This is a genomic window from Ruegeria meonggei (assembly GCF_042768335.1).
GTDB lineage: Bacteria > Pseudomonadota > Alphaproteobacteria > Rhodobacterales > Rhodobacteraceae > Ruegeria > Ruegeria meonggei.
Genome location: NZ_JAXHBT010000001.1, coordinates 2,931,440 through 2,950,341, shown reverse-complemented (window position 1 = coordinate 2,950,341; position 18,902 = coordinate 2,931,440). Strand labels below are relative to the sequence as shown.

At 55.4% G+C, this 18,902-nt stretch carries 22 protein-coding genes; 14 read left to right on the top strand and 8 right to left on the bottom strand.

Annotated elements, in window-relative coordinates; all coding sequences use genetic code 11:
- From hisD to SJY13_RS14520, 10 genes are all read left to right on the top strand, one after another.
- Window positions 1-1,332 carry a histidinol dehydrogenase gene (gene hisD, locus SJY13_RS14565; protein ID WP_377191768.1) on the top strand — a complete coding sequence of 444 codons (1,332 nt, stop codon included), beginning with the start codon at window positions 1-3 and terminating at the stop codon, window positions 1,330-1,332.
- Window positions 1,329-2,381, top strand: a complete 1,053-nt coding sequence (locus tag SJY13_RS14560; RefSeq protein WP_377191766.1) for an ester cyclase — start codon at window positions 1,329-1,331, stop codon at window positions 2,379-2,381. Before hisD ends, SJY13_RS14560 begins: the two co-directional genes overlap by 4 nt.
- The gene (locus SJY13_RS14555) at window positions 2,381-3,145 is read left to right on the top strand and encodes an SDR family NAD(P)-dependent oxidoreductase (protein ID WP_377191764.1); all 765 of its coding nucleotides are present in this window, start codon (window positions 2,381-2,383) and stop codon (window positions 3,143-3,145) included. Before SJY13_RS14560 ends, SJY13_RS14555 begins: the two co-directional genes overlap by 1 nt.
- On the top strand, window positions 3,145-4,188 hold the full coding sequence (locus SJY13_RS14550; protein WP_377191762.1) for a LacI family DNA-binding transcriptional regulator: 1,044 nt from the start codon (window positions 3,145-3,147) through the stop codon (window positions 4,186-4,188). The genes SJY13_RS14555 and SJY13_RS14550 overlap by 1 nt, the downstream gene beginning before the upstream one ends.
- Window positions 4,185-5,174, top strand: a complete 990-nt coding sequence (locus tag SJY13_RS14545) for a nuclear transport factor 2 family protein (protein ID WP_377191760.1) — start codon at window positions 4,185-4,187, stop codon at window positions 5,172-5,174. The genes SJY13_RS14550 and SJY13_RS14545 overlap by 4 nt, the downstream gene beginning before the upstream one ends.
- Before the next feature lie 154 nt (window positions 5,175-5,328).
- Window positions 5,329-6,288 carry a cupin gene (locus SJY13_RS14540; protein WP_377191758.1) on the top strand — a complete coding sequence of 320 codons (960 nt, stop codon included), beginning with the start codon at window positions 5,329-5,331 and terminating at the stop codon, window positions 6,286-6,288.
- Complete coding sequence (locus tag SJY13_RS14535) at window positions 6,285-6,887, top strand: class I SAM-dependent DNA methyltransferase (protein WP_085822410.1); 603 nt, start codon at window positions 6,285-6,287, stop codon at window positions 6,885-6,887. Before SJY13_RS14540 ends, SJY13_RS14535 begins: the two co-directional genes overlap by 4 nt.
- A gap of 9 nt (window positions 6,888-6,896) precedes the next feature.
- Window positions 6,897-8,021 carry a cobalamin-independent methionine synthase II family protein gene (locus tag SJY13_RS14530; protein ID WP_377191756.1) on the top strand — a complete coding sequence of 375 codons (1,125 nt, stop codon included), beginning with the start codon at window positions 6,897-6,899 and terminating at the stop codon, window positions 8,019-8,021.
- A complete protein-coding gene (locus SJY13_RS14525; RefSeq protein WP_377191754.1) occupies window positions 8,018-8,713 on the top strand; it encodes an alpha/beta fold hydrolase in 696 nt (231 codons plus the stop codon). Before SJY13_RS14530 ends, SJY13_RS14525 begins: the two co-directional genes overlap by 4 nt.
- The gene (locus SJY13_RS14520) at window positions 8,710-9,405 is read left to right on the top strand and encodes an RraA family protein (RefSeq protein ID WP_377191752.1); all 696 of its coding nucleotides are present in this window, start codon (window positions 8,710-8,712) and stop codon (window positions 9,403-9,405) included. Before SJY13_RS14525 ends, SJY13_RS14520 begins: the two co-directional genes overlap by 4 nt.
- A gap of 32 nt (window positions 9,406-9,437) precedes the next feature.
- On the opposite strand, the gene SJY13_RS14515 is transcribed toward SJY13_RS14520, so the two are convergent.
- Window positions 9,438-9,620, bottom strand: a complete 183-nt coding sequence (locus tag SJY13_RS14515; protein ID WP_085822406.1) for a hypothetical protein — start codon at window positions 9,618-9,620, stop codon at window positions 9,438-9,440.
- 649 nt (window positions 9,621-10,269) lie between these two features.
- Here SJY13_RS14515 and SJY13_RS14510 point away from each other — a divergent pair.
- A complete protein-coding gene (locus tag SJY13_RS14510; protein WP_377191750.1) occupies window positions 10,270-10,515 on the top strand; it encodes a helix-turn-helix transcriptional regulator in 246 nt (81 codons plus the stop codon).
- Between the two features lie 242 nt (window positions 10,516-10,757).
- Here the strand turns inward: SJY13_RS14510 and SJY13_RS14505 are convergent, their stop codons facing one another.
- The 3 genes from SJY13_RS14505 to SJY13_RS14495 all read right to left on the bottom strand — a co-directional run bounded on the left by SJY13_RS14505 (window position 10,758) and on the right by SJY13_RS14495 (window position 13,413).
- Window positions 10,758-11,339, bottom strand: a complete 582-nt coding sequence (locus SJY13_RS14505; RefSeq protein WP_377191748.1) for a hypothetical protein — start codon at window positions 11,337-11,339, stop codon at window positions 10,758-10,760.
- A 573-nt stretch (window positions 11,340-11,912) separates the two neighbouring features.
- Window positions 11,913-12,518 (bottom strand): hypothetical protein, encoded by a 606-nt coding sequence (locus tag SJY13_RS14500; RefSeq protein ID WP_377191746.1) that lies wholly within the window; start codon window positions 12,516-12,518, stop codon window positions 11,913-11,915.
- Between the two features lie 490 nt (window positions 12,519-13,008).
- Window positions 13,009-13,413 (bottom strand): helix-turn-helix domain-containing protein, encoded by a 405-nt coding sequence (locus tag SJY13_RS14495; RefSeq protein WP_377191744.1) that lies wholly within the window; start codon window positions 13,411-13,413, stop codon window positions 13,009-13,011.
- 43 nt (window positions 13,414-13,456) lie between these two features.
- Here SJY13_RS14495 and SJY13_RS14490 point away from each other — a divergent pair, with 43 nt between their 5' ends.
- Complete coding sequence (locus SJY13_RS14490; RefSeq protein WP_377191742.1) at window positions 13,457-14,908, top strand: MFS transporter; 1,452 nt, start codon at window positions 13,457-13,459, stop codon at window positions 14,906-14,908.
- Between the two features lie 214 nt (window positions 14,909-15,122).
- On the opposite strand, the gene SJY13_RS14485 is transcribed toward SJY13_RS14490, so the two are convergent.
- Both SJY13_RS14485 and SJY13_RS14480 read right to left on the bottom strand, forming a co-directional pair.
- Entirely contained in the window at window positions 15,123-15,521 is a 399-nt protein-coding gene (locus tag SJY13_RS14485; protein ID WP_377191740.1) for a hypothetical protein, read from the bottom strand.
- Window positions 15,522-15,579: 58 nt separating this feature from the next.
- Window positions 15,580-16,011: a MarR family winged helix-turn-helix transcriptional regulator gene (locus SJY13_RS14480; protein ID WP_377191738.1), complete on the bottom strand. Its 432-nt coding sequence runs from the start codon at window positions 16,009-16,011 to the stop codon at window positions 15,580-15,582.
- Between the two features lie 100 nt (window positions 16,012-16,111).
- Here SJY13_RS14480 and SJY13_RS14475 point away from each other — a divergent pair, with 100 nt between their 5' ends.
- A complete protein-coding gene (locus SJY13_RS14475; protein WP_377191736.1) occupies window positions 16,112-17,149 on the top strand; it encodes a GNAT family N-acetyltransferase in 1,038 nt (345 codons plus the stop codon).
- A 142-nt stretch (window positions 17,150-17,291) separates the two neighbouring features.
- Here SJY13_RS14475 and SJY13_RS14470 read toward each other — a convergent pair whose 3' ends face one another.
- On the bottom strand, window positions 17,292-17,918 hold the full coding sequence (locus tag SJY13_RS14470) for a TetR/AcrR family transcriptional regulator (protein WP_377191734.1): 627 nt from the start codon (window positions 17,916-17,918) through the stop codon (window positions 17,292-17,294).
- A gap of 86 nt (window positions 17,919-18,004) precedes the next feature.
- Between SJY13_RS14470 and SJY13_RS14465 the strand changes: the two genes are divergently transcribed.
- On the top strand, window positions 18,005-18,307 hold the full coding sequence (locus tag SJY13_RS14465) for a hypothetical protein (protein ID WP_377191732.1): 303 nt from the start codon (window positions 18,005-18,007) through the stop codon (window positions 18,305-18,307).
- 180 nt (window positions 18,308-18,487) lie between these two features.
- Here the strand turns inward: SJY13_RS14465 and SJY13_RS14460 are convergent, their stop codons facing one another.
- Window positions 18,488-18,895, bottom strand: a complete 408-nt coding sequence (locus SJY13_RS14460) for a (R)-mandelonitrile lyase (protein ID WP_377191730.1) — start codon at window positions 18,893-18,895, stop codon at window positions 18,488-18,490.
- Between the last annotated feature and the right edge of the window lie 7 nt (window positions 18,896-18,902).

Here is an 18,902-nt window from a genome sequence, read left to right as displayed (position 1 = left end):
ATGGCTATTGAGTATCTCAAACGCGGCAAATCCGACGCGGACCGGGCGCAAGACGACGCCAAAACCCGCGCTGTGGTAGAAGATGCGCTGAAAGATATCGAAACCCGCGGAGACGCCGCGGTGCGAGCGATGAGCGAAAATTTCGACAAGTATTCACCGGCGTCTTTCCGGCTGTCGCAGGTTGAGATTGACGATCTGATCAGCCAGCTTACCGACCGCGAACTGGCCGACATCAAATTCGCCCAGGAACAGGTGCGCAATTTTGCACAGGCCCAGCGGGATTCGATGCTGGATATTGAGGTCGAGACCTTGCCGGGCGTGATCCTGGGCCACAAGAACATCCCGGTTCAGTCCGTAGGCTGCTATGTCCCCGGTGGTAAGTTCCCGATGGTGGCCTCGGCGCATATGTCGGTGGCGACAGCCTCGGTCGCCGGGGTTCCGCGCATCATCGCCTGTACGCCGCCGTTTAACGGCAAACCCAATGCAGCGGTGATTGCTGCCATGCATCTGGGTGGCGCGCATGAGATCTATGTGATGGGCGGCATTCAGGCCATCGGTGCCATGGCGCTGGGGACTGAAACGATTGATCCGGTGCACATGTTGGTGGGTCCGGGCAACGCCTTTGTTGCCGAAGCCAAGCGCCAGCTGTTTGGACGTGTGGGTATCGACCTTTTTGCCGGCCCGACCGAGACCATGGTGATCGCCGATGAAACCGCCGCCGATGCCGAGCTGTGTGCAACCGATCTGCTGGGTCAGGCCGAGCATGGCTATAACAGCCCCTGCGTGCTGTTGACCAACTCGCGCAAGTTGGCCGAAGACACATTGTCCGAGGTCGACCGGCTGCTGGGTATTCTGCCAACCGCGGGCACCGCGAAAGTCTCTTGGGACGAATATGGTGAGGTGATTGTCTGCGACACCTACGACGAGATGCTGCAGATGGCCGATGACATCGCATCCGAGCATGTCCAGGTGATGACTGATCGCGACGACTGGTTCCTTGAGAACATGACTTGCTATGGCGCTCTGTTCCTTGGTGCGCGGACCAACGTGTCAAACGGCGACAAGGTGATCGGCACCAACCACACCTTGCCGACGAAGAAAGCGGGTCGCTATACCGGTGGGCTTTGGGTCGGTAAGTATCTGAAGACGCACAGCTATCAGAAGGTGTTGACCGATGAGGCGGCGACGCTGATTGGTGAATACGGATCACGCCTGTGTCTGCTGGAAGGCTTCGTCGGCCATGCCGAGCAGTGCAATATCCGGGTTCGTCGCTATGGCGGGATCAATGTGCCCTACGGCGCACCGGCACCCTATCGGGACGCCGCTGAATGACCGACAGGCACACCCATCACAAGTCTCTGATGGTGCCGCTTCGGGCTGCGATGTATGACTTTGATAAGGATAGTGTGTGCGCAGCATTGGCAGAGATCAGCGCCCCGGATGCCGTGTTTCGCCTGTGTTACCCGTTTGGGGACAGCGTCGGCAGTAAGATGCATTTTGACACCGCTTACGCAGGGTTGCTGACCGCTTGGCCGGATCTTGAGCGCCGGGATTATATCGTGATGGCCGGCCCCGATGAACACGGGGCCGATTGGGTCGGGTGCGGTGGCTATTACACCGGCACCTTCACCGGTCCCTGGTTGGATATCCCGCCGACCGGCCATCAGGTTACCATGCGGTTTCACGAATTCTACCGGTTCGAAAATGACCAGGTGGTTGAGATGCAGGCCCTATGGGACATCCCAGAGGTGATGATGCAGGCGGGTGCGTGGCCGATGGCACCAAGTCTTGGGCGGGAATGGCATGTGCCAGGCCCGGCGACGCAAGACGGGCTGGTGCTGGGTCCTTATGATGCGGCCCGGGGGCAGGCAACCTGTCAGCACATTATCGACATGCTTGAGCATTTGAAAAAGCACCCCGCGCAAGGGGGGCCAAAGGTGATGGAACTAGAGCGGTTCTGGCACCCCCGGATGAATTGGTACGGCCCCTCGGGAATCGGCACCGGGCGTGGCATTTCGGGATTTCGCAACTGGCATCAGATTCCGTTCCTGAACGGAATGCCGGATCGGGGGCAATATGTCGAAGACATCACCTATCACTTCTTTGGCGACGGCGATTATGCGGGCGTGACTGGCTGGCCGGACATGATCCAGTCCGTCACCCATGATGGGTGGATGGGTATCGCGCCATCGGGCAAGCGTATCACCATGCGCAGTCTTGATTTCTGGCGGGTGGAAAGCGGCAAAATCCGCGAGAACTGGGTGCTGGTTGATCTTCTGGATGCCTATGCGCAACTGGGCGTTGACGTTTTCGCCCGTCTGCGAGAATTCAATAAGGCCCGCAACATGGGCCGTATTGAAATACCGGATGGAATGAGCTGATGACTGACCTACCCCGCACCCCTTCGTTTTCCCTGACCGGCAAAACCGCGCTGGTTACCGGCGCGTCTTCGGGCATCGGGCAGGGTTGCGCCGTAGCTCTGGCCGAGGCCGGGGCCCATGTCGTTTGCATGGCACGTGGGGCGGATCGGCTGCAGGAAACGGTTGCTGCGCTGCAGGCGCAGGGCTGGTCGACCGAGGCGCAGGTCGTTGATCAGGGCGATCTTGGGGCAATGCGTTCTCTGTTCGACGGGCGCGTCTTTGACGTTGTGGTGAATTCCGCGGGCACCGCGCGCCACAGCCCCGCCATTGAAACCAAGCCCGAAGATTTCGACGCGGTTACAGATATCAACCTGCGCGCGGCCTACTTTCTGTCCGCCTATGCGGCCAAGGCTCTGATCATGGCGGGCAAGCGCGGCTCGATCATTCATATCTCAAGCCAGATGGGCCATGTGGGTGGGGTCGACCGGGCGCTTTATTGCGCGACCAAACACGGGCTGGAAGGCATGGTGAAAGCCATGGCGATCGAATGGGGCAAACAGGGGATCCGCATCAACACGGTTTGCCCGACTTTCATCCGCACCCCTTTGACCCAGTCCACGTTCGACAACCCGGAACGGGCCGCCTGGATCATGGACAAGATCAAGCTGGACCGCGTGGGCGAGGTCGAAGACATCATGGGTGCGGTCCGCTATCTGGCCTCGGATGCCTCGGCGCTTGTGACCGGCACCTCGATGTTGATTGACGGGGGGTGGACGGCAGACTGATGGCCGAGAAAGTCACATCCCTTCAGGTTGCACAGCTGGCGGGTGTCAGCCAATCGGCAGTCAGCCGGGTGTTTACCCCGGGCGCATCGGTCAGCAAAAAGACCGAAGACAAGGTGCGCAAAGCCGCTACCCAGCTGGGCTATCGCCCAAATGTTCTGGCCCGCGCGATGGTGTCGGGCAAAAGCCGGATAATTGGTCTGGTGGTCGGATATCTGGACAATTACTTTTATCCCGAAGCGCTTGAGAAACTGTCCAACGCCCTGCAGGAACAGGGCTATCACGTGCTGATCTTCATGGCCTCGCGGTCGGCCGGAAATATCGACGACGTGATGGAGGAAATCCTCGACTACCAAGTAGACGGCGTCATTCTGGCTTCGGTGCCGATGTCGTCGGACATTGCGATGCGCTGTCAGCAGGCGGGTGTTCCTGTCGTTCTTTTCAACCGCAGCCAGGATATGGACGGCATCACCACGGTCACGTCCGACAACTATGCTGGGGGCCGAAAAGTGGCCGAGTTCTTGGTGGCCGGTGGGCATCGACAGATCGCCTATATCGCCGGCTGGCAGGGGGCATCGACCCAGCGCGACCGCGAGGCCGGGTTCCGGGCTGCACTGGGCGAGGCTGGCCAGGACCTGTTCCGTCACGATGTTGGCGAGTTTCACACCGAAGACACCCGTGCCGCTGCGCGCCGGGTGTTTGATGTAACCCCGGATGACAGGCCCGATGCGGTGTTTGTCGCCAATGACCACATGGCATTTGCGGTCATGGATGTGATCCGGTTCGAGCTGGGCCTGCGCATCCCCGAGGATGTTTCGGTAGTGGGTTATGACGACGTACCGCCCGCCGGGTGGCCGGCCTATAACCTGACAACGATCCGGCAACGGGCGAACCTGATGGTGGCCGAAACCGTTGCCGCGCTTTTTGAACATATCGATACCCCGGCCACGGCCAAACCGCGGAAAGTAGCCATTGATGGGCCGCTGGTCGTGCGGACTTCGGCCCGGTTGCCCAAGGGGTGGACACCACAAAGGACAAACACATGAAGGGCTTTGATCCTAAATTCCGGGATTTTCCCGACTATATAATCGGGATCACCAAAGAGATCTGGGAAGACCGGGGAATTTCAACTCTGCATGAATACTATGCGCCCGACATCGTTGTGCGGATGCCGGGCAGCGTCTCGACCGGAAACCAGGGTGTGATCGGGGCCACGATGGCAACACTGGCCGAGTTTCCCGACCGAACCCTGCTGGGCGAGGATGTGATCTGGTCCGGCACGCCCGAGGACGGGATGTTGTCCAGCCACCGCATCATGTCGACCGCCACCCATCTTGGTGATGGTCTGTTCGGCAAAGCCACGGGCGCAAAGCTTTGTTATCGTATTCTGGCCGACTGCCATGCCCGCAATAACGCCATTGATGACGAATGGCTGATCCGAGACAACAGCGCCGTGGTCCGTCAAATGGGCTGGGATCCAAAAGAATTCACCCGCGATCTGATAGCCCGCGAAGGCGGTCCGGACCACTGCGTTAAGCCGCTGACCCCCGACAATGACCTACCCGGGCCTTATGTTGGGCGCGGCAATGACAATGAATGGGGACAGCGCCACGCTGATCTGCTGACCAGAATGATGGGCGCGGATATGGGTGCGGTCGAGCGCGCATATGATCGCGCGGTTCAGACCGAATACCCCGGCGGCGCGTCCGGTCATGGTCGCGATCCGGTTGACCGGTTCTGGATGTCGCTGCGTGCGGCAATGCCCAGCGCCACCTTCACCATCCATCACCAGATCGGGCGCGATGATCCGAACATGCCGCCCCGATCTGCCATTCGCTGGAGCCTGCACGGAACCCATGACGGTTGGGGGGCGTTTGGCGTGCCAACAGGGGCCGAGCTTTATGTTCTGGGCATCAGCCACGCCGAATGGGGTGAGCTGATCGGCGGCGATATCAGGTTGCGCCGGGAATGGACCCTGTTTGATGAAACCGCGATCTGGAAACAGCTAATTCTGAAAGCCGGGGATGTGTGATGCCTCAGGTGCCTGAACACCTTAATTCCAGCGAGGGCGCGCGGCGATATCATTGTCACCGCGCCTCCTTGCGGGCTAGGCGGCTGAACAACAGGCCTCCAGGGGCAACGGGTTGATACCCCCTGTTGCACCATCAACCCGTAAGGAGATTTCCATGAGCACCATTCAACAACGCATTGTCCGCTACGGCGAACTTAGACCTTGCAAGACCGCCTTTATCGACGCCCATACGCCGGGCAGTGACCAGAAAGAGAACTTTACCATCATTGGCGGCGGGGTGTCTGAATCACCCGACCAGCACGTCCATATCACCGACAAGATCGGCTTTAACATTGGCGCCGCAGGCCAGCCGCCGAATTGCCGCAACTCATTGCACAGCCACACCACGGCCGAGGTGTTCTTTGTCGCCAAGGGCCGCTGGCGGTTCTTCTGGGGCCGCTATGGCACGGCGGGTGAGTTCATTGCCGAGGAAGGCGATATCTTCAACATTCCCACCGGTATCTTCCGCGGGTTCGAAAACGTGGGCCAGGACTATGGGATGATCATGGCGATCCTGGGCGGCGACGATGCCGGCGGTGGCGTGACATGGGCGCCTCAGGTCATCGAGGACGCGCAGGCGCATGGGCTGATGCTGGGTGACAATGGCGTGCTGTACAATTCGAAAAAAGGACAGGAGCTGCCGCATAACGTGCGTCCGATGCCTGTGCTGACTGAAGAAGAGCTGAAGACCTTCCCCGAAGTTCCGGTCGAAAGCGTCGTTGGAAAATACGTGGCCCGTTACTGGGACCTGATGGCGCTGGGCGCGACTAAACCTGCGCAAGTGATCGGAGAGGCAGGCGTGATCCGCGACAAACCGGGATTCGAAGTTGATTTCCTGACCCGCGGTTCCGCCGTGGTGGACCCAATCGGTGCCGAAAAACCTGTGGTTCTGATGCCAGCCAGCGGATATTGGCGCATCTCTGTCGATGGTTACGAGGCGATCTTGTCCGGTGGCGACACCGCTCTGGTTCTGCCGGGCGAGACCTACAGCGTCGCGCCGTCGATGACGGGTCAGGCTGGGCTGTACCGGATCATCGCCACTGATGACGCGGCTGGGGCGACCTGGGCCGGATGACCGTCGATCCCGACGATACCCGCGCTGTTTATGAACGGCAGGCTGCTGCCTATGACGCACAGCGCTCTCGGGTCCTGTTCGAAGCGCGCTGGCTGGCGCGCTTCACGGCCAGCCTGAAACCCGGTGATCACCTTCTGGATTTGGGGTGCGGGACAGGCGAACCCATTGCTCGATGGTTCAAGGCCGAAGGGTTTATCGTCACCGGTGTCGATTTCTCCGAAGCCATGCTCAATATCGCGCGGACCCGCTGGCCAGACGGCGATTGGCGTCAGGCGGATATGCGCGAATTCGATCTGGATCAGACCTTCGACGGGATCATCGCCTGGAACAGCTTTTTCCACCTGACGGCGGATGAACAAAAAGCCTGCATCGCCCGAATTGCGCGCCACTTGCGGCAGGGCGGCATGCTGATGTTGACCGTAGGCCCAAGCGCGGGTGTGGAACAAGGCACCGTCGGTGACGAGCAGGTGTATCACGCCTCTCTCTCACCTGCGGCCTACGCCGCCTGCCTGGAAGAAAACGGGATGATCATGACGGGATTTCTGGCCCAGGATCCCGAAACACAAAGCCATACTGTTCTGATGGCACGAAAGACTTAAGGAGGCACCATGCCCGTAAAGACAACACATGTAGGGTCTCTGCCGCGCACGCAGGACGTGGTGGATTTCATCTTTGCCCGTGAACGGGACGAGCCCTTTGACCAAGCGGCTTTCGACACCTGTATGACAACAGCCGTGTCCGAGACCGTTCGCAAACAGGTCGCAGCGGGCATTGATATCGTCAGCGATGGCGAGACCTCGAAGATTTCTTATGCCACCTACGTCAAGGACCGCTATACTGGTTTTTCGGGGGACAGCCCGCGCAATGCCCCTGCCGATCTGAAGATGTTCCCTGGCTTTTTGAAACGTCTGGCCGACGAAGGCGGCACGCCGCAATATGCGCGCCCGCAATGCACCGGCGAAGTTCGCCCAAAAGGTCAGGGTGAACTTGAGTCCGACATAGCCAACCTCAAGGCGGCAATGGCGGAACATGGGGCCACGCGCGGGTTCATGAATGCGGCGTCGCCTGGCGTGATTTCCCTGTTCCTGCAGAACGCATTTTATCCAACCCGCGAGGCCTATCTGGCTGCGCTGGCCGACGCGATGAAGGCGGAATACGAGGCGATCGTAGCAGCCGGGCTGGACCTGCAACTGGATTGCCCCGATCTTGCCCTGTCGCGACATATGTTATTTTCCGATCTGTCCGACGAAGAATTTCTGCGCGTTGCCAACATGCATGTCGAGGCTCTGAACCACGCGCTGCAGAATGTGCCACAAGACCGGGTTCGGGTGCATATCTGCTGGGGCAACTATGAAGGGCCCCATTGCTGCGATATCGCCATGGACAAGGTGTTCAGCACGCTGATGGCAACAAATTCCCGCTATGTACTGTTTGAAACATCAAACCCGCGCCATGCCCATGAATGGGCGGTCTTCCGGGACCGCAAGCACGAGATCCCGGAGGACAAAGTTCTGGTTCCAGGCGTTGTCGACACCACGACCAATTTCGTTGAACACCCCGAACTTGTTGCACAGCGGATCACCCGGTTCACCGATATCGTCGGCGCCGACCGGGTGATAGCGGGCAGCGATTGTGGCTTTGGCACTTTTGCGGGCTTTGGTGCGGTCGACCCGGATATTGCCTATGCCAAACTGTCCTCGCTGGCTGAGGGCGCGCAACTGGCTGCCCAATGACGCCTCTGGTTCTTCTGCCCGGAATGATGTGTGATGCCCGGCTGTTCGGGCCGCAGATTGATGCCTTGTCGGGTGCCCGCCCGATCATGACCTTCCCTTTGTCAGGCCCTGACAATGTTCAGGAAATGGCCTCTGATTTGCTGCAAACGGCGCCTCCGGTCTTTGCGTTGGCCGGATTGTCGATGGGCGGGATTGTGGCGATGGAGGTCGTTCGGCAAGCACCCAACCGTGTCGAGAGGCTGGCCCTGATGGACACCAATCCGCTGGCTGAACGGGCGGAAGTCAAAGCGCGGCGCGCGCCGCAGATGGCGGCCGTACGCGCGGGGGGGCTGCGTCAGGTGATGCGGGATGAGATGAAGCCGAACTATCTGGCGGATGGCCCACATCTTGGGGCTATTCTGGATCTGTGCATGCAAATGGCGACAGATCTTGGTGCCGAAGTATTCCTGCGCCAATCCCAGGCCCTGATGGAACGCCCCGATCAGACGCAAACGCTTGCTGCTTATGCTGGTCCCACTTTGGTTCTGTGCGGCCGCGAAGACACGTTATGTCCGGTCGAACGACACGAGCTTATACACGGCCTTCTGCCCCACAGCGTGCTCAGCATCATTGACCATGCCGGGCACCTGCCCACCCTGGAACAACCCAACACAACAAACGCGGCATTGATCCGCTGGCTGGAGGTCTCATGACACCGTCCCTTCTGACCCTGTTGCGCAAGGTCGACACGCCCACGATCTGCAACGCCATTGAGGTTGCGCAAGGCAAACGCGGGTTCAATGCTTTTACGCGCGGCACAATGCTGTGCTCTGCCCCGTCCGAGCCCGCCATCGTCGGGTATGCCCGCACCGCAAAGATTGCTGCGGTTCACCCCCCGGCCGAGCCACCCGAGATCATCAAGGCGCGTCGCATGGCCTATTACAAGTATATGGCAGACGGTCCCGCGCCCTCGGTTGCGGTGATCGAAGATGTCGATTTCCCCAATTGCATCGGCGCCTATTGGGGCGAGATCAACACAACCGTTCACAAGGGGTTTGGCATGGCGGGCGCATTGACCAACGGTGTCATGCGCGATCTGGGCGACCTGCCGCAGGGCTTTCCGGTTGTCGCCGGGTCCGTCGGACCCAGCCATGGCTTTGTCCATGTGCGCGAGATTGATACGCCGGTTTCGGTCTTTGGCCTGACGGTAAACCCGGGCGATCTGATCCACGCGGACCGACATGGGGCGCTGGTGATACCCAAAGACCTCATCAACCAGCTGGAGGCAGCGATTCAAAAACTGCTGAGCACAGAGCGCATCGTTTTGGACGCGGCGTCGCAGCCCGGTTTTGATTTTGCGGCCTTTGAGGAGGCTTGGGAGATGTTTGAAAAATCGCGGGTCTGAATGCTCACTTTCAGGTTCCCGCGTGTCTAGGGTTACTTGCGTCGTACCGGATGGTCGTCGCGTTTTTCCTCAAGAACGGTTTGAAACAGGGCAGTCAGTTCCGCTTTTTCGATCATCGGACCTTTGCGTCCCGTGGACGTCTTTTGATTACCGGCTGCAAAACGGCGGTCAGCTTTGGTCGCCTTGAAGCGATTGAGAATTGATTTGATTGGCATCGTCAATTTCCTTCAACACTATAGCTTCCATCAATGTGTCACTGCGGGCCCGATCCGAACTCTTTGGGAGAGGGCTCCAGGATCAGTCATCCGTGAGTGGTGGCCCGCAGCGACATGGCGCATTTAGGCAAGACGAACGGTGTGGTTAGGGGGAAGAATCCGGCAATTCGCGTCATTTTTAACCGGTCAGTCAAAAAAATGTTACCCAGCTGACGTTTACGTAAACTTCCTGACGTGTCATTTGCTTTTTCGCGACGTAGCGTCACTATCCCGGGCCAGCCGAATGGAGCTAGGCGGGCGGAAATCGCAAAGTCAAAAAGCCGTTCTGCCGCAGGATGGTCTTGATCCGACGCACCCCCTGACACAGTTGCACAGGAAACGCAGACAACCGATATCAATCGCTGATACCGTAAGTGTAGAAAATCTTGTCGGGGATTTGGTGCCAGGAGAGGACTCAATTTTTTTACGTACTAAATTGATAACAATCCCTAAAATGCTATGTGGTTTTTCCTGATACTCCAAACGATACCCCCAGGCACACATTTATTAGGAGGTTCGAGTGCAGAACGATGACCCAAATTCGGGCCATTTCGGGTCCTGAAGAAACATACAAGAACCTCGTCAGATCGGCAATCTATAGCTATTCTTGATGAACCTGGAACCGGGCAACCGCAACCGGGGCATCGCGATGCTCCTTATCAAAGGAGTTATCGTGATGAGGATACTATCGAAGAAGGCGCTCAAAGAGTTGGTTTTGTATTCGCCCCAACACATCGCCAGACTGGAGAAAGAAGGCAAATTCCCCAAGCGGGTACAGCTGGGCTCAAACCGGGTGGGATGGGTTGAAGGTGAAGTGCTGGATTGGCTTGAAGAGCGCTTACTCGCTCGAGAGTAACCACTGATGCTCCATTTGGAACTTGGCGGCTCGGACGTGCACAGTTCGGGTCGCCGTCGGTCTTCACCCACCGTTGACAAAGGCTATCCGCTATGCACTGGGTCGCCTGCCCAAAGCCCGTGCCTATTCGCAACCATGTCGAGCGTCCTCGGTTCATCATGACGGTTGCAGCCTGGCACAGCGCTCGCCTCATCATATGGATTGTCGGCGGATCAGAACGTTATGGTGTTTGATGCTGGGGATCATGCTAATGCAACTGCAAGTCCAAGGTTTGGCTCTAAGTCTTCCAAATCAGATATCAGGAATTTGCGTAACTCTTCTTTCTGCGCGCTAGATTGTAGTTGCTGATTAAACTCTTCAAGACTGTTGAAGAAGGCGCCGACTTCGGCGATCAGCAATTCGGCATCCCCAAAAGTGCGCCACAGAAGTAACTGCCCAGAAACATCTGACCAATTTGTCCTGTTCGATCTACACGCATTTAGTAAAAGTGCTGGAACAGGCGATGTAAAGTCAGAAGCGTTTTGGATTAAGGCGGATGTTGCAGTCCAGATCAGCTTCGGCATCTCGAGGTATTCTGGCGGTAGGTTATCCTTAGCCGCAGCGCCTTCTATCCACTTCTGAAGAAATTCGAAGCGGCTAGTTGTATTTGACGTACCACGACTTCTAGCAAACTCTCTTATTGTCAAAAGACTGAACGCCAGAGCGATCCCGGAAAATACCACGGGTATTAGTTTCGGGTGTTGCCGCACCTCGAGATACGACATGCTAAAAGCCGCTTGATCCGTATATCTCTCTTCTTCGACTTCTTTTTGAATATCGTCCAAGTCCCATGTACCTGTGCCTTTTCCATATCTCTCTTCTAAAAAAGTGAGCAATCTCGTGGTACAAAATGAAACGCAACGCAAAGTTATCGACCTCCGTTGGAGGCCCGCCTCCAAGGGTATCAGTTGGCATGTAACCAGTTGCAGCTTATTCCCAACACATCGTATGGAAGTAGGCTAATCCCTCGCGTAGTGAGCTGTGCGTAATGCTCATGTTGCCTTGCCTTTCGGGAGCAGGGCTGGGTACTGCCACAACGTTCTGCAGAGCTCGAACTTGCTGCAGCAAATTTCCAGTATTCGCGGCGAGAAAAACGCATGTCTGTTCTTGGCCATCGATGTCGACGGAGCAGGTACTCGCCAAATCAAGTGAGTGGTCCAAGGTTGCAACAAATGCGTACTTGATCTCGTCTGGCCATCCAGATGCGGAAAAGTTGCGATGAAATTGTCTTGCCCAGTCTTCTTCAGATTGGAGTTGAGTTGTGTGCCAGTCAGGTAGAAGCCCTCTTTCAGCGAGGGTGCTTATGAATTTTCGGGGCGGCTTGAAGCTATCTACTAAATCACTTTGCCACTGCTCCATTACGCGAAGACCTCGCATGGATCCACTTCCTCTACTTCAATTCTCTCCCCAGATTTATTCCCCTCAAAGAATTTGGCGGTGCGGATCCCGCCCTTGGAATAAGGAATCAAAGGTGCCTTCACATAGCCCAACTTCATGGCAAAATTACCGGACGAACCAACGAAATTGACTGGAAAGTCGGAGCTGGACTCCCAATGACCACCAGCTAGGATTTCTGCTATGTTGTTTGTGATTGGAAAAGTGCTCGCATCCAGTGAGGCGACCACTCTTGCAGTCTTTTGATTTCCAACTAGAACAGTAAATTCTTTGGCCTTTTCAATCTGATAGACAAAGCGAAAACTACGCTTCCAATCTTGATGATCCGAAAGATGCGCTCCAAGCTTTCTCAAGTTTGTCAGCGTGGTTGTTTTTGTGTCTGCAGCATATAGATAGAGATTGCCCTTGGAACTAAACTGGATCTCGAGCTCAATTCTATTACCTGCTGCTTCACCGCTCGCCTGCGCATGTTGCGCCTTTGAGACTACTCCTCCGACTTCTACCAGATCCCGCTTTGCGACTGAGGTTTTTAAGAGATCACCAGTTGGGAGGCCCAAGTCATCAAACACGTTCCCCTTGCGAACCCATTCCTTCTTCTGAATTTCACCATAGTCACCCAGCTTGACTGCGCCTCCGGGCCACCAAACACTTTCATCTCATCAGATAGTGCCTTCATGTACTTAAAATAATTGATCATGTCCCCACCCAATGAAAGAAATGGAGTTCAAAGAACAAAGGTCTTGCATCACATTGTTGAAGAAATTGCACCCAAGGCGATCCGAGAAGCATAGGCACTAGCGGTGCCAGGGCCACAGGCGCGGACGTTCAATCCTCGTGCAGCATCGGCTCTAAGGGCTCTTACTCCTATCGATGCCCACCGCAGAGAATAGCGGCAGGAGCCCAGACCTACCACGCAGTGTTAAGGGTGTGCTGAACACGTGTTCGACTGGTCTCAGCCCGAAGCGGACATTCAAAACTAAGCTTTACCGTTTCCGAGATGCGGGCTTTGCTGCCGGTGGCCGCTGCGCCTCCAACAACGGCTTTGGAATTTACTGCAACTCAGCCGTTCGTGACTTTTGTTGCGACTATTAACAGCTTCCGGAAGCGCGAGCACTCAAAGTGATCTTCATAAGGGCAGTCCGCGACATGGCGCAGCATCTTCGCGAGATTGACCAGCCTCTTAGCCTGTTCTTCTAGACTTCCCGCCTTCTCGACCAGTGCGTCGCGTGGAATGACCGTCGCTCCGGGTCGGCGTAATACCGAACCTATCTCATCAAGAGAGTAGCCTGCCGATTTCGCCAAGTTGATGAGCGCCAGCTCCTGAAGGACTGCTGGCTCATATTGGCGACGTAGTCCATTGCGGGCAACCGCGACGATTAGCTTCCTTTTTTCGTAGTACCTCAGGCCAGACGGACTTACGCCGGATCGATCTGACACCTCGGCGATATCCAGAAGTCTTTCCATTCAAACCCCATTGACTTTAAGTTGACTTCAAGTCGTAGAGTTCTTGCTCCGATATTGCAAGGGAGCAGTTAAGTTGAGCGATTCTTCTATACCCACCGGTCAAAACAGTACGTTGACGGTTCTGTCTGGTCCTAGTTTGTCAATAATTCTCGCGGCCCTGGGGATAAGCTCTGCTGCCGTCACTTTACCGGCGGTCTCTGTGAGTTTTCAGGGACGAAGCTTGGACCCGACATTGGTGGTGGCTGTCTACATCCTTGCAATCACGGCACTTATCGTACCGGTAGGACGCGCAGGCGATCTCTATGGTAAGCGCGCTGTGCTTGTTTCAGGTTTGTCCCTATTTAGCCTCGGCGCATTCCTTGCGTTCGTGGCACCAACTCTACCAGTTCTGATCGCCAGCCGTTTTGTCCAAGGCGCAGGCGCTGCTGCAATGATGGCAATGCCCCTGGCATCGGTACGCGATTTAGTTCCGTCCGGACAGATTGGGCGTTGGATGGGGGTGATGGGAACCATGTCGGCAATCGGGACAGCCTCAGGCCCTGCAATTGGCGGTGCTGTTGTGGCCAGCTTTGGCTGGCGCGCCGTTTATCTGCTGCAAATACCAATAGCGCTTGTCGCACTTATGCTCTGTCTCATGTGCCTCCAAAATAGTAAGCGCCTTGATAAACAGGAAGCAATCGATCTTCCCGGCGCAGGCGCTTTGGCCATTTGTTTCGCTGCATTCACCCTTCTCCTGTCTGATATGGCCAATGGTTTTGACACTTCCGTAGTTACTCTGGCAGCTTTGGCAGGCGTTTCATTCGTGGCGTTCCTTGCGATTGAGGCGAACACCAACTCACCGATCATCCCGCCTTCTTTGCTGCGTTCCCAGCATTTGCTTGCCTGTTTAGCAATGAATGCCATCGTGTCTCTCGTCATGATGGGAATACTGCTGGTGGGGCCGTTCTTCCTGGTGGAAGGGCTTGGTTTGACGACAGCTCAGATGGGACTGGTGTTGTCAGTCGGCCCAATCTCGTCTGCCCTGAGCGGTATTCCGGCCGGGCGGTTCACAGAGCGGATGGGGGCTGGCCGCGCGATGATAGCTGGCGCGTTGGCAATGGTTGTAGCATGTGCAGCCATGGCGGCGCTGCCGTTTTTCTTCGGGCTTGGCGGATTCATCTTAGCTTTTGTTCTACTTGCGCCCAGCTACCAGGTTATCCTAGCAGCACTGAACACCGCGGTGATGGAGAATGCCTCAGAACAAGATCGAGGCGTAACGTCGGGTGTACTCAATCTCAGCCGTAACTTCGGTTTTATCCTTGGGGCTACATCAGTCAGCACAGTTTTTTGGTCGTTAGCATCCTTTGGAACAGGCATCGCAGACGGTGCACGGATCATAAGTTTTGCTTTGGCAGGAACGTTTGCGATGTGTTTTGTTCTAGCCGTTGGTGTCGTTTTGCTCGCAGTGTTTTCGCATCGAAACAACCTGACCAGAATTGAAACCGGACATTCATAAAAATTCAGCATCCGTCACTTTGGGATCTGCTACGCCGTTCTCTGCAATCTGTTCGATTGGCTGGTCGCCGCCTAAAGCGGACCCTCACGACCAAGCTTTGCAGCTTTCGAGATGCGCAACAAACCTGTCACTAGCAGATCGACAAGAGTTTGTAGGTTGGGTTGTTTGCGGACATTCACTCTGCCCGCAAATTCCAGTCATACTCTTCGGAAGTTTAGGCACCTTCTTTCGAAAAACTGGACTTCATGAAGTCTTCTTTCATCATGTGCGCTTTCATGGCTGGTAAGCCAATGGCTTTCAATCCGATGATTGCTGCATAGATTAAGGTTGCCGAGGCCAAGGCATCCAATGTCCATCCAATAGGTATTGCAGTGACGCCAAGGTACTTCGGCAAAGTAGCAAGTTTCGGTATGGTCCAAAACCCTGTCAGCCCATGCAGCATAAGCGCGATCCAGAACCCGGCACAGTACGGGCAATGCCACTGTTCATAGAGTGAACTTAGCGGCCGAGGCAGCGCCGCAATGAAGCGGTTGAACCAAGTTCCCCATTCAGGGAGTTTCTCCCAAATCAAGATGTGGATGGCCGTCACCATTAGTACAAGTTCGAGCGTCATATTTTAGTTTCCCTATTATGTTAGTTAGATTGACTAACTTTTAGTTGCAAAATACTTGTCAGACCGGTTTCCGATGCTGCCCTACTGCGATTTCAATCTCTCTGACGTCATCTTCGGACAGTTCCTCAAGCAACTCCTTCGCTGCCGCTTCATAGATCTGCTCACTAGAAGACAGTAGGTTTTGACCCTGTTCTGTTAGCATTATGTGTTGAGCGCGGGCGTCGTACTGACAAGGGAAACGCACGACTAACCCACGCTCCTCAAGCTTCAAGACCATCGCACTGGCTGATGCTTTTCGAACACCCATATCATCAACAACATTTTGAAGATGTTGCCCATGATTGTCTTTGTCCGTTTTAGTGGCTTCCTGATCCTTTATCGCGCGAAGATACTCGTATTCGCTGTGGGTCATCCCCAGTTTCCCACTCGCTTTCGCCCACTGTCTGTGGCCTTGTCTGTGCGCCAGTTCGATCAGCCTTGCCAATTTCATGCTACTACCCTATTTAGTCAGTCTCACTAACTAACCTGTATGAACGCGAAGTCAATAGTGCTTCCGCAACTTTGCAAGCAATCAAATCGAGGTAGACGCTTTGGAACAAACAAGGAAATTTGAGACCGCGCGTTTGCGAGTTCAAAGCTGGTCAGAGAAAGTGAGCAATGGTGAACAACGACGCCAATTGATCGATGAACTTAAGGACGTTCTAACACCTGCTGTTTTACAACATCTGCCTGAACCGTTGCAGATTCATGATACCGGTTCCTCGATAAAGGACTGGATAAACGAGCGGGCTGCCGAGAGCGAGGTATTGACGGTTCGAGATCGAGCTGATGATAGCATTTTGGGTCTTCTGATCTTAGCTGAATTTTTAGAACCCGAAACGCTTAAGACAGTTCATCTGGGGTATCTTTTTTGCGAACGCGCCTGGGGGAAAGGCCATGCGACCGAACTGATTTCGGGTCTCATCACATCGTACAGGGCCGACGGCCAATCGGTGCAGCTTTATGGCGGTGTTGAATCGGGCAACCCAGCTTCTGCCAGAGTATTGAAGAAAAACGGATTTGAGCTGGAAGAAGGGTTGTCAAATTCAACAACCGAGATGTTTGGCCTGTATATACCGTACAACTTCGACAAGCTCTATCGGTCAACGCGCAATGCACTTGGAGAACCCACTCAAGTCTTTGTCGGCTTTTTCAAACAATACTCTGGCAAACCACTGCGCGTGTTGGACATTGGCTGCGGTCAAGGCCGTGACGCGTTGTTCATTGCACGGTTGGGTCACAGCGTTGTAGGTGTTGACATCTCTCCCAATGGCATTCGTGATTTTCGTGAAGCAGCACGTCACGAGAATTCAAGTGTTGAGGGTATCGTCGAAGACATAAGGACCTTTGTTCCCGAAGATAAGTTCGACGTATTGCTCATAGATCGCACCTTGCACATGTTGTTGGAAAAAGATCGGCTGGAGGTGCTTAACCGGTTGATCGGTAGCGTGTCCGATGAAGGTTGGGTCCTGATCTCGGACGAGCCGTCGAATATGCAGGGATTCAAAGACGTGTTCACGTCGAGCAACGACGCTTGGGAAGTAGAGATGGACAAACCTGAAACCCTGTTTGTTCGACGGTCTAGTTGAAAAGCGAATTCCTGATGGCTTCTTATTCAAGGAAGTCGACATTCGCTGCGATGGTTGAAAAGCTATGAGGGCTCAGAATTGACACTCTCAGCAATCGGTTCGATGGGCTGGTGGCAGCCCAAAACGGACGTTAAACTGGTGTTTATAGGCCAGTAGTTTTAGGGTAAAGTCGGCATCTGAATTCTGTCTCAGTTTTTGGCAAGTACTGATCCAACAAAGCGTCGACTAACCCCTCTTGCAGTTGGTTGCCGGTAGCTTCGTCCACACGCAAGATGTCTTCGAGAATAACAAGTTGTTCCATGCCCGTCGTCATAGACAATCGCTTGGCCAGATCGTCAATTTCCTTTGCCTCCATCAATGTGTGAACTGGTGCAAGAGCATCGGCAAAAGCCGCCACTCGTCTGGCACCACGCATTTTGACCGTTGCATTCTCCAGTGATGCCTTTAGCGATTCAGCCAGAAACTGCCGGAAGTGCGCCTCATGAACCCGAGAAAAATCCAGATAGTAGCGCGCGACGACATGTACACGGTTCCTAGCGTCATCCAGTCCCTCGAGAAGCACTGACGTTGGGATGCCATCAAGATCAAGCGTCGCGTCCAGAGCCAAAACACTTGGGTCAGAAAAGTAACGATAGACCGTCGCGCGGCTGGTTTTGGCGCGTTCAGCGACTTTTGCCAGTGTGACTTCCTTGCCTTCAGACATCAAGTCACGTGCCGCCGAAAGAAGTGCTTCTCGTGTTCGGTTGATTTGATTTGTACGAGGCGCCAATTTCAAACCTTTTGTGATACGTTTGTCTCATAAGTAGATATATGTATTATAAGGGCAGTGTGTTTTGAGTAAAGGGAGTCGCAGTAATGACTGAACCTCGCCCGCGAATTTATCATCTTCTTGGGAACCTTTTGACTTTTCACGCCTTTCCAAGTGAGACAGGAGATCGTTGCGCAATTGTTGAGATAAAGACGGCGCCGGGTGCCGGTGCACCGCCCAATCATCATGCCGGCGAAGACGAGAGTTTTTATGTGCTCGATGGTGAATTCGAGTTTTTTCGAATGGGGAGACAGTCAACGTCAAAGGTGGTGACTTCGTCAAAGTCCCGGACGGCGCAGTGCTCGCTTTTACTTGTACCGGGGAACAGCCTGGCCGGTTACTTTGCATAAACGCCCCCGGTGCTATGCATGATACTTTCTTTACTGAAGCTGGTGAAGCAATGCCTGACGGCACGACAGGCATTCCGGCGCCAGATGGACCGCCAGATATTCCGGCAATCATGGCCGTTGCAGGTCGAGTAGGAATGACAATACTGGTGCCTGCGGATGCTCCTAGCTGACGAAGGCGCTTCATTCCGCGCGCGTTGCGCTGTAATCCTCGTCTGAGACGAGCTCCATCCAATCCGCAGTCTTGCCCTCGACAGCCGTCTGCACAGCCAGATGGGTCATCGCGCAGTCTGGCGACGCGCCGTGCCAATGCCGCTCTCCTGGCGCGAACCACACCGTATCGCCAGGGCGCAACACCTGCACTGGCTGCCCCTCGGACGCAGCTAGGCCCAAGCCCGACAAAACATGGAGCGTTTGACCGGCAGGGTGCGTGTGCCAAGCTGTCCGTGCGCCAGGCTCAAAAGTCACTGTAAGGATCTTGACCGGCGAGGGATCGTTCCCTGTCACAACGGGATCAAAGCGGACCGTGCCGGTGAAATACTCATTGCCGGGAAATTGAGAGGGCCGGCCCCCGGCGCGGTGAATTTCCATGATATGC